This window comes from Candidatus Edwardsbacteria bacterium (genome assembly GCA_018821925.1).
GTDB lineage: Bacteria > Edwardsbacteria > AC1 > AC1 > EtOH8 > UBA2226.
Genome location: JAHJLF010000007.1, coordinates 22,607 through 33,224, shown reverse-complemented (window position 1 = coordinate 33,224; position 10,618 = coordinate 22,607). Strand labels below are relative to the sequence as shown.

The window sequence follows — 10,618 nt, the reverse complement described above, 5'->3', positions numbered from 1 at the left end:
TCACCTCCTTTTTTTAGGAGCCGGTTTTTTATCGGCACCCAAAATAATAAACCCTTTTTTATAATCTTGTGTTATCTGTTTATAAATATACAACATATTGTATTTTTGTCAAGAATATTTTTTGTAAAATTATATTTATTTTTAGTTATATTTTTATGAATTCTTATTAAGTTTAAAAAATCCTTTGAAATCAATGCTTTACAAGACCTATGATTGTTTATAGCTGATTATAGATAAAAAAATATCCACAACACAATATATTGTGTTGTGGATATTAAAATCATGTTTTTATAAGATTTTTTTTATAATAGTTGCCAAACCCTTTAATATCAATGTGTTCAGTGCTTTTAGGTTTTAAAATAAGTTCGCAAGTATTGTAAATGCTGCATCTTACGGGTTTTTGAGAAAGTCATCGTCGAAAATTCTTTTTTTGGGGCGAAATAATTTTATTGTGCTTTGGGCGATTATTGTTCCCCCGGCACAAAAATTTATCATCCGGCACCACAGGTCCTGCAGCCAAAAGAACCTTCCTTCCTGGACTATTTTGTTCTGATAATCCCACATTATATCGGTGATATAAACCGCACTGCGGCGCAGGGCCATAAAATTTATTTGGTTATTTTTCATTTGGGGAGAAAGACTGCAGGCCGCATCATAGCCGTATTCGCCGGCAGCCTCCATTACCCGCTGATCATAACGGCCGAAGGGATAGGACAGCGTCCCGATTTTTTGCCCCAGATATTTTTCCAAAATATTTTTTGCCCCGACCAGTTCGTCCCTCAACTCATCATCATCAAGCCGGCGAAGGTCCTGATGGGTGCGGGTATGGGATCCGAATTCGATGCCGGCTTCAGACATCTCGATGATCTGCTTCCACCCGAGATGCCTGAATTTACGGCCTCCCCAGTTGACATCCCATTCGTTCTCCCTGCCCACATAATCGGTGACCACAAAAATGGTGGCGGGATATCCGTGCTTTTGCAGAATGGGCCAGGCATAATTATACAATCCCTCATAGGCATCATCGAAGGTAAGACAGACATATTTTTTGTTTTTGCTCTCACCGCTTCTCATCAATTCCACCGCCCGGGAAAGCGTCACCGGAGTTATGCCCTTGGCCTTGATATAGTCCATATGTTTTTGGAATTGTCCCGGTGTGGTCCAAGTCCCGCCCAGTTCGAATTTTTTATCAACCTTATGATAGGCCAGAATGGGAATATAATTACCGGCCGGTCTGCCGAACCTTGACCGCCAGACCAAATATCCCAGAAAAAGCAAACCACATGATATAACCGCTACAATAATTAGGAATATAACTATATACATAATGCATATTAATGAGTTTTAGGTTAAAATTTCAAATATTAAAAGCTCGCTAAAACACCTTTTGTCTCTATGCGCATGCACCGCTTGGCGTTAGGCGAATAAAATAAAACTTGACAAAACGCTTAAAATGTTGTATATTACAAATCTAAATTAAAAGCAACACATACTCTTACTTGCTTTCATTATTGAGAATCGGAGGTGATTTAATACGAAGGTAACCGTTGAAAGCAATGATTCATTCGATAAAGCTTTAAGAACCTTTAAGCGCAAGTGTATCAAGGAAGGTTTGCTGGCCGATATCCGCAAAGGCGAGTATTTCATGAAACCCAGCATTCGCAAAAGGCTGAAATCAGCCAAGGCCAGAACCAGAAAAGCCAAGATCGGAATTTAAATATCATTGAAATAATAGGCCCCCTAATAACAGGGGGCCTTTTTTATTGGTAGATTATCAGCCACACCGCCAGGACATACACCACCAAGCTGGACAGCAGCCAGCGGTCGGTCAAAAGCACCGTCTCCGGCTGTTCGCCCTGGTTTTTCCGGTAGATAAGGTAGAGGTATCTGAATATGCCGTACAGCACGATAGGTATGGTGAATTTCAAATTACTGGTCCCGAATTTTTCCACCGTCTCCGGCCACATGGTGTAAAGGCTGTAGCTGACGACCACCGCAGCAGTAACCACGGCGATCATCTGGTCCAGCAGTTTGTCGCTGTAATCGGAAAGGGTCTGACGATGGACGACAGCTTCATTTTCCATGGTTTTCATCTCCTGCCTTCTCTTGGCCAGGGCCAGGAACAGCGACAACAATATCACGCAGATCAGCAGCCAGTCGGAGATAGGCACACTGACAGCCTCAGCACCGGCCGCCGCCCTCATGACGAATCCCGCCGCAATCACGAATACATCTATTATCACCAGACGCTTGAGCCACAGGCTGTAGCCCAGCATCAACAGCAGATAGGAGAGCGCCACCATACCGAACGGCAGGTTTATCAAAAACGCTATTGCGCATCCGGCAAAGCCCAGTATCACCGCTGCTGCCAAAGCGGCTGACCGGGGCAGGGCGCCGCTGGCAATGGGCCTTTGTTTTTTTACCGGATGCAATTGATCGGATTTGTAATCCAGAATATCATTAATAATATAGACAGCTCCGGAAATGGCGCAGAACAGGACAACGGCGATGATGGTTTTGGCCAGCAGCAGCGGATGGCCTAAATTCTGGGAAAATATCAGGCCGGCGAATATTATCAGGTTTTTTGTCCACTGTCTGGGCCGCATTGAAATGAAGATATTTTTTATCATCGCTAGTCCGCCTTTAAAATATTATACAACTTGACGAATTCATTCAGGTTCAGGGTCTCCGCCCGCCGGGTAAGATCCATTTCGGCCGATATCCGATTGCTAATCTCCTCCTCCCATTTATTATGCTGTTTAAGCACTGAGCGTAGCATCTTTCTCCTCTGGGAAAAACATAGCCGCACGAAATCGAAAAAATCTCCTTCCTCTTCCAGGATTACCGGCGGCATTTTATGCGGCGTTAATTTTATCACCGATGACGTTATCTTGGGCTTAGGAAAAAATGAGCCGGGCAATACGTTGAATAATTTTTCTACCGTTAAGTGATATTGAATGAATATCGATAGCGAGCCGTAATCCTTGCTGCCGGGCTTGGCTGATAGGCGGTCGGCCATCTCCTTCTGGACCATCACTATTATGCTGGCAATACGCTGGCGACTCTCTATCAGTTTTTCCAGAATGGGAACCGTTATATTATAAGGCAGGTTGGCCACTACCTTGAATGACCTGCCGGATTCTTTTATGATTTCATCAAGATCATATTGCAGAATATCCTGATTGACAATCTTGATTTTTTCGCTTTGCCCGAACATTGCTGACAGGGTTTCTACCAGCCGGGGATCTATCTCCACCGCCCATATTTTTCGACACCGGTCGGTCATCAGTGATGTCAGCACACCCTTGCCTGGCCCGATCTCCAGCACCGTGTCTGTTGATTTAAGTTCGGCAGCGGTTACGATCTTCTCGGCCACCGCCGGGGAGGTGAGAAAATTCTGTCCGTATTTTTTCTTGGGAGCTAAACTTTTTTTAAATATCAGGTTTTCCATTGGCTATCCCACCACATCGTAATGCCTGATGCGAATATTTACCCCCAGCTCCTTGGCCGTCTGCTTTGCCTTCTCTATATCAACTCCCGGCATATCCATTACCGTTACGGTTGTTTTTATTCCCGCCGACCGGCAGCCCTTGGCAAAGTCCAGCAACGCTGCAAAGGCCTTGTCGGAGAACCGGCTGGGGCAGATCCTGTCGTAGGTCTCCTGATCTCCGGCATTGAGGCTGATGGAGACTTCGTCTATCAGGCCTTTTAATTCGGGAATTATATCACGCCCGGCGATCAGGTTGCCTTGTCCGTTGGTGTTGATCCGCACATGGGTCTTTTTGCTTTTAAGCCAGCCGGCCACTTGCTTGACCAGATCCAGGCGCAGCAGCGGCTCGCCGTAGCCGCAGAAGACCACCTCCCGATATTTTGATGGATCGCCGATGGCATCAACTACCTCCTGGAAATCCGGCTCCCGCTCCAGCCTAAGGTTGTGCCCCTTGATAAAGTCTGTCTTCTGTCGGATGCAGAACAGGCAGGAATTGGTGCAGCGATTTGTGATGTTCAGGTAGAGTGAATCTCTTATCTGATATGCGATCTTGGCCGGGTCTATTCTTCCGATGTTGAAGAACTTTTTGGCATTCAGGGTGGTAACCCGGCAGACGTCATCATAAGTCAGTGGCGAAAGGATCTCCGCCACTTTCCTGGCAATGATCTCCAGATAAGCCGGCTCGTTGCGCTGGCCGCGGTGCGGCTCCGGAGCCAGGTAGGGACAGTCTGTCTCCAGCATCAGGCTCTCCAGTTCCACTGTTTTAAGCACTTCGGGAAGATGCTTGGAATTCTTGAAAGTAATCGGCCCGCCTGCCGACAGCAAATAGCCCCGCCGCTTGGACTCTTTGGCCATTTCGACATCCCCGGCAAAACAATGAAGGACAATTTTGAGACCAGGATGCTCTTTTAAAATGTCCATCACTTCTTGATGGGCGTCGCGGTCGTGAACCACCACCGGCAGGTTAAGCGTTTCCGCCCAGGCCAACTGTTTTTTGAAAGCTTCGACCTGGATTTCTTTGGGGGACAGGTTCCGGTGGAAATCCAAGCCCATCTCGCCGATGGCCACTACCTTGGGATTTTTAGCCAAAACTTCCAGTTCTTTGAAGGTTTTTTCATCAAGAGTTTTGGCATCATGGGGATGGATGCCCACCGCGGCATAGCAACAGTCGTGCTTCTCGGCCAGCTCCACCGAGGCCCGGCTGGTCTTCAGATCGTAGCCGACGTTGATTATATACTCCACGCCGGCATCCTGCGCTCTTTTGATGACCTGATCCCGGTCGTTTTTGTAGTCGCTCTTGGTCAGGTGGGCGTGGGTGTCAATGATTTTTGTTTTATCAGGCTCGTTCATCAAATCTCATTTTAATATTTCAATTGTCGCATCCCTTACGTGCTTGAACCGGTCTGCTCCCAGGTGCACACCGCCGTACCAGCGGGTGACCACCAAGCAGAGGTTCTCCGCCTTTCTCTTCCGCATGATCTCCAGCATCATCACCCCGGCCCCGGTCTCCTTTGACGGGGAATTATAGCCGTCGTTTTTATATTCAAGAATTCTTCCGTCGCCGGTTTTTATCCGGTAAGCAACGATGTTGTGATCGGCCTGACGGAATTTCTTGTCTTTCAATAGAAGCTTAATCTTTTCCTTAAAATCATCCTCCGAAAGGACCGGAAAAGAAGTGACCGCGTACTTGGATCTTCGGTCCACTATAAAAGGATTTATCTGCTTTAAGCCTTGAATAATCTTCATGTTTGCATAGCGGCGTTAATACCTAATAAGATATCATTATACCATCAATGGTGTCAATAATTAATATTTTTTTAATCGATCAACGGTATTGAAAATATATCCTTTTATTGATATCATTTAACCAATCGTTCCGGCGATTATTAACAGGGTTGCGAATCCAAACCATCCGACGGGAGATAATAACATGAAAAGAACATTATTGGCATTTGTCCTGATGCTGCTGACCCTGGGCCGCCTAAATGGCCAGCCGGAGGACCGGGCCCGGGAGATCATCAAAAAGGTGGATCAATTATACCGTAGCAACAGCAGTTACGCTCAGATGGAAATGGAGATCAGCACCCCACACTGGCAGCGGACCCTTTCGCTGGAGGCATGGACCAAGGGCACCGACAAGACTTTCATCCTTATCAACTCTCCCAAGAAGGAAAGCGGTACCGCCACCCTGCGCATCAAGAACGAGATGTGGAACTACCTGCCCCAGACCGCCAAGGTGATCAAGGTGCCGCCCTCAATGATGATGGGCTCCTGGATGGGCTCAGACTTCAACAACGACGACCTGGTGCGCGAGTCATCGATGCTGGACGATTATACCTATACGATGATCACTCCGGCGGAGCCGGAGCCGGGGATGCTCAGCCTGGAGATGATCCCCAAAGAGAACGCTGCCGTAGTCTGGGGCAAGATTATATTGACTGTCAGGGAGAAGGATTACCTGCCGGTCCGGCAGGAATATTACGACGAGAAGGGCCGAATGATGCGGCTGATGGAATTCAAAGAGATCAAGGTAATGGGCGGCAAGACCATCCCGACAGTTATGGAGCTGATATCCCAGACCAAGGAAGGCAACCGGACGGTCATCCGTTACCTGAAGACCGATTTTGACATCCCCCTGAAAGAGGGTATATTTTCCCTGCGCAATCTGAAAAAAGGCCGGTAATAGTAAACAACATTCTATTATGATACTTAAATTGGCCCTAAGAAATATTTTCCGTCAAAAACGGCGCACGGTTTTTACGGTGCTGACCATGGTGGGCGGTTTTACCCTGGCCTCCCTGAGCATCGGCATCGCCGACGGCTCCTACAACCACCTGATAGACGTCTTTACCCGCACCCAGACCGGCCACATCCAGATTCACAAAGGCGACTACCTGGACAAGCCGTCGCTTTACAAGACCATAGACGGCTATCAGGACGTAGGCAATAAGATAGAGACCGTCAGAGGGGTGGAATCCTGGGCACCGCAGTTATTCGCTCCGGGGCTGGCCTCGCTGAACGACAAGAGCAGCGCTGTGCAGATGATCGGGATCGACCCCCGACGGGAGACGGCCACCACCCATTTTGACAAAAAGATCAAACAGGGAATATTATTCCCGGAGCAGCCCGGTCATTTTGCGGTGATAGGCAAGGGCCTGGCACAAAGCCTCAAAGCTGATCTGGACAGTCAGATAGTGATAGTCTCCCAGGCTGCCGATGGCTCCATCGCCAACGATATCTACACCGTCTGCGGGATCATGGAGAGCGGAGACGATTATAAAGATCGGATGTCCTTCTACCTGCACCTGGCCGATGCCCAGGAGCTGATGGTCCTGGAGGGCCGGGTCCACCAGATCAGCATCAATGTTTCCAACATCAAAAAAGTGCCGGGGATAACACGCCGGTTATCACAAGAGCTTTCGGGGATGGGTCTGGACGTCGAGCCATGGCAGGTGGTGGCCAAGACCTTCTACCGGAGCATGCAGGCCGACAAGCAAGGCAACGTCGTATTTCACTTCATCATCATGCTGATAGTGGCTATCGGCGTACTGAACACCGTGCTGATGGCGGTGCTGGAGCGCACCAGGGAATACGGGGTCTTAAAAGCCCTGGGAACCCGGCCATCGCAGATATTCCGGATGGTGGTGATAGAGGTAATGGCCATGGCCGCAATCAGTCTTGTTATAGGCAGCCTGTTAGGGCTTCTGGTCAACTATATTTTCTCTATCTACGGATTTAATATCCCTCCCACCGAGGTGGGTGGCATAGTGATGGACACCATGAAATCCGAGATCAACGCCCCGAGCATTTACATCCCCACCCTGCTGGTCTTTTTCTCGGCCCTGCTGGTCTGCATATTTCCGGCGAGGATGGCATCTAAGATTCAACCTGCCCGGGCCATGCGTTTACACTGAAAATAAGGCGTGAATTTGATGTTATATGTAAAATTAGCCTGGAGAAATCTCTTTCGTAACAAGCGGAGAACTTTGATTTCCAGCCTGGCCATCGGCATGGGGTTGGCTTCGCTGATACTAAGCGACGGATTTATGGTCGGGCTGGTCAGGGTAATGGTCAATCTGGCCACCTCCTCGTTTTTGGGCGAGGCCCAGATAAATGCCGCGGGTTTTCGCCAGACCCAGGATGTGCAGAAGACAATAACCGATCCCCAGGGGATTTTGAATGAGCTATCGAACGACGACCTGGTTGATAAATATTCCCCGCGAGTCTTGAGCTTAGCCATGATCAGTTCACCGGCCAACGTCAGCGGCGTCAGTCTGATCGGGATCGATCCCGCTTGGGAAAAGCACTTAACCAAGATCGACGAAGCCGTGGTGCAGGGAGATTACTTTACCGGCGATGACAACCGTGAGATAGTGCTGGGCATAAAACTGGCCGAGATACTGGAAGTTGAACTGGGAGACCGGATCGTGCTGACCGTGTCCCAGGCCCACAGTGGGGACCTGTCGCAGGAGATGTTCCGCATATCGGGCATCTACGACATGAAGGACCGCAGCATGAACTCGGGGCTGGCCTTCATTCGCCTGAGCCGGGCCCAAAAGATGTTGGGGCTGGGCGATAACATCCACCAGATCGCCATAAAATTCAAAGACGCCAAAGCCAGCGAGAACCTGCAGCTTCCATTTTGGAAGCATTTTTCCGCCAACGGCAACGAAGCCCTCTCATGGATACAGCTGATGCCCCAGATAAAATCGATGATAGACATGTCGCAGGTCAGCACCGCCATAATGGCCGTGATACTGATAGGGCTGGTGGCCTTCGTGATACTGAACACCCTGTTCATGTCCATCTTCGAGCGAATGTTCGAGTTCGGGGTGCTGCGGGCCCTGGGCACCAGGGCTTTGGGCATCTCCAAGCTGATCCTGTTCGAGGCCGGATCGCTGGCAGTCATCAGCATCATAGTGGGAGCCTTACTGGGGCTGGCCAGCACTCTCATCCTGGCGGCCGTCGGGATCAATTACGCCGGGGCTGAATTCTACGGACTCACCTTCAATGAGTCGATCCGCCCCGAATTCCAAATAAAGCAGTACATCACATACCCCATTTGGGTCTTTCTGTTCACTCTGGTCATCGGCATCTATCCGGCAGTGCACGCCGCCCGGATACAACCGGCCACGGCCATGCGAAAAAGTTTTTAACTAGCATTGGGGGAAATTATGAATTCCTTTAAAGATACCGATCACATCATGGCCGCTAAGGGACTGGTCAAAACCTACCAAGATAACGGCCTGCCGGTGGAGGCGGTGCGCGGCATAGATCTGACTATCAATTCCGGCGAGTTCGCCGCATTGGTGGGCCCCTCCGGTTCGGGCAAGACAACTTTTTTAAATTTGATCTCAGGTCTGGACAACCCCACATCGGGGCAGGTCCACCTTAATGGCCGGGATATCTCGCAGATGTCAGGCAAGGAACTGTCCGATTTCCGGCGGGACAATATCGGCTTCATTTTCCAGGCCTATAATCTGATACCGGTGCTGACGGTGGAGGAGAACGTCGAATATGTGATGATGCTTCAGGGCGTTCCCAATGAAGAGCGGCGCCAACGGGTTTTGGAAACATTAAAGGAGGTGGGGCTGGCGGGATACCAGGACCGCCTGCCGCCAAAACTTTCGGGCGGCCAGCAGCAGCGGGTGGCGGTGGCCAGGGCCATGGTGGCCAAGCCCTCGATAATCCTGGCCGACGAGCCCACCGCCAACCTGGATTCCAAAACCGCCCAGGCCCTGATGGAGATGATGCATGAGCTGAACCACAAAACGGGGATGACCTTCGTTTTCTCCACTCACGACAAGCTGGTGATGGACAAAGCCGAGCGGATAATAACCATCAAGGACGGCAGGATAGATAGCGACCTGGTCAAATAGCGTGTATTATGTATCGTGTTTTTAAATATTGTTTTATTCTTCTGATCTCACTTACATTGATACCTGCCGCCTGCTTGGCCGGGCAATTGGAATTTGGCGGTTATGCCAAATCGTTTCTGATCTTTCAGCACTCGCCTGACGGCAGCGGTGATCGCTGGATGCTGACCAATCCCTGGGGGGTAAAGATTTCCTGCCTTCCCCGCGACAACTTTTCACTTAACCTGGCCTACATAATTTCTCCTCACTGGGAGAGCCCGGCGTCCGGTGTAGAAGCATCTTCCAGCGCCCGGCAATACCGGGTGAGCGATTTTAAACCGAGACTTTTATCGGATTCTCCAAGCGCTACCGATAATCTTTCCCTGTGGCAGAATCTGGACCGGGCTTATGTTCGTTTAAGCCTGAACCGGGCCGATATCTTTGTGGGCCGCCAACCCATCGCCTGGGGCAGCGCCCGCTTTATAAACCCCACCGACGTGATCGCCCCCTATGGTTTCCAGGAAATGGACACTGAGGATCGAATTGGAGTAGATGCCGTCAGGATAAATTACCCGCTGGGACCATTGTCTGAGATCGGGCTGGGTTATATATCTGGCAAGAATTTTAAGCCGCAAAACAGCGCCGCCTATCTAAGATCGATAATATATTTATTCAAGACCGACCTGGCTTTTACCCTGATGGAATTCAAAAACAATTTGCTATACGGGATTGATGCCTCCAGATCACTGAGCGGAGCCGGATTATGGTGGGAAGCCGGATATATCGATTTTGAAGAGCCTTCCGAGGATGCCTTTAGAGTATCGGCCGGAGCCGATTACAGGTTAAGCGCTAAAACCTATGCTTTCGGGGAATATCATTTCAACGGCTTCGGAGAAAGCAATGTATCTGCTTATAGTGAGAATTATATTAAACAGCCCTACCGCGAGGGTGTTGTCTACCTTATGGCGAAAAACTATTTTTCTGCTGGGTTGAACTACCAGATAACTCCCCTGTTGTCCTCCGGCACCCAGCCGATCTTAAACCTTGACGACTGGTCGGTTGTTTTCAACCAACAATTCGAATATAATCTTACCCAGAATAGTTACCTATCCTGCGGGCTTTATAAGGGCTTGGGGAAAAGATCGGAGATTTCTTCCGGCGGTGTCGGTGCAATTAGATCGGAGTTTGGTTCGTATTCAGACGTTTATTTTGCTTCATACAGATTTTATTTTTAGCATACCTATAATAAAAAGGGACAGGCCAAGCCTGTCCC

General features: G+C 49.3%; 10 protein-coding genes and 1 pseudogene. 6 read left to right on the top strand and 5 right to left on the bottom strand.

Annotation, left to right across the window (positions count from 1 at the left end; genetic code table 11):
• Window positions 1-390 precede the first annotated feature (390 nt).
• A complete protein-coding gene (locus tag KJ869_00540) occupies window positions 391-1,260 on the bottom strand; it encodes a polysaccharide deacetylase family protein (GenBank protein ID MBU1575678.1) in 870 nt (289 codons plus the stop codon).
• 295 nt (window positions 1,261-1,555) lie between these two features.
• Between KJ869_00540 and rpsU the strand changes: the two are divergent.
• Window positions 1,556-1,717, top strand: a pseudogene (gene rpsU / locus KJ869_00535) (30S ribosomal protein S21).
• Between the two features lie 43 nt (window positions 1,718-1,760).
• On the opposite strand, the gene KJ869_00530 reads toward rpsU, so the two are convergent.
• Genes KJ869_00530 through KJ869_00515 form a run of 4 tightly spaced genes read right to left on the bottom strand, consistent with a single transcriptional unit; the run spans window position 1,761 to window position 5,236 of the window.
• Window positions 1,761-2,630, bottom strand: a complete 870-nt coding sequence (locus KJ869_00530; GenBank protein MBU1575677.1) for a decaprenyl-phosphate phosphoribosyltransferase — start codon at window positions 2,628-2,630, stop codon at window positions 1,761-1,763.
• Between the two features lie 2 nt (window positions 2,631-2,632).
• Window positions 2,633-3,451, bottom strand: coding sequence for a ribosomal RNA small subunit methyltransferase A (gene rsmA / locus KJ869_00525; GenBank protein MBU1575676.1), 819 nt, complete (start codon window positions 3,449-3,451; stop codon window positions 2,633-2,635).
• A 3-nt stretch (window positions 3,452-3,454) separates the two neighbouring features.
• Complete coding sequence (locus KJ869_00520; protein MBU1575675.1) at window positions 3,455-4,840, bottom strand: YchF/TatD family DNA exonuclease; 1,386 nt, start codon at window positions 4,838-4,840, stop codon at window positions 3,455-3,457.
• A 6-nt stretch (window positions 4,841-4,846) separates the two neighbouring features.
• Entirely contained in the window at window positions 4,847-5,236 is a 390-nt protein-coding gene (locus tag KJ869_00515) for a YigZ family protein (GenBank protein MBU1575674.1), read from the bottom strand.
• A 184-nt stretch (window positions 5,237-5,420) separates the two neighbouring features.
• Between KJ869_00515 and KJ869_00510 the strand changes: the two genes are divergently transcribed.
• From KJ869_00510 to KJ869_00490, 5 genes are all read left to right on the top strand, one after another.
• Complete coding sequence (locus KJ869_00510) at window positions 5,421-6,173, top strand: outer membrane lipoprotein-sorting protein (GenBank protein MBU1575673.1); 753 nt, start codon at window positions 5,421-5,423, stop codon at window positions 6,171-6,173.
• A gap of 19 nt (window positions 6,174-6,192) precedes the next feature.
• Window positions 6,193-7,404: an FtsX-like permease family protein gene (locus KJ869_00505; protein ID MBU1575672.1), complete on the top strand. Its 1,212-nt coding sequence runs from the start codon at window positions 6,193-6,195 to the stop codon at window positions 7,402-7,404.
• 72 nt (window positions 7,405-7,476) lie between these two features.
• A complete protein-coding gene (locus KJ869_00500) occupies window positions 7,477-8,646 on the top strand; it encodes an FtsX-like permease family protein (GenBank protein MBU1575671.1) in 1,170 nt (389 codons plus the stop codon).
• 18 nt (window positions 8,647-8,664) lie between these two features.
• Window positions 8,665-9,369 (top strand): ABC transporter ATP-binding protein, encoded by a 705-nt coding sequence (locus KJ869_00495; GenBank protein MBU1575670.1) that lies wholly within the window; start codon window positions 8,665-8,667, stop codon window positions 9,367-9,369.
• Between the two features lie 86 nt (window positions 9,370-9,455).
• Window positions 9,456-10,580, top strand: a complete 1,125-nt coding sequence (locus KJ869_00490; GenBank protein ID MBU1575669.1) for a hypothetical protein — start codon at window positions 9,456-9,458, stop codon at window positions 10,578-10,580.
• Window positions 10,581-10,618 lie beyond the last annotated feature (38 nt).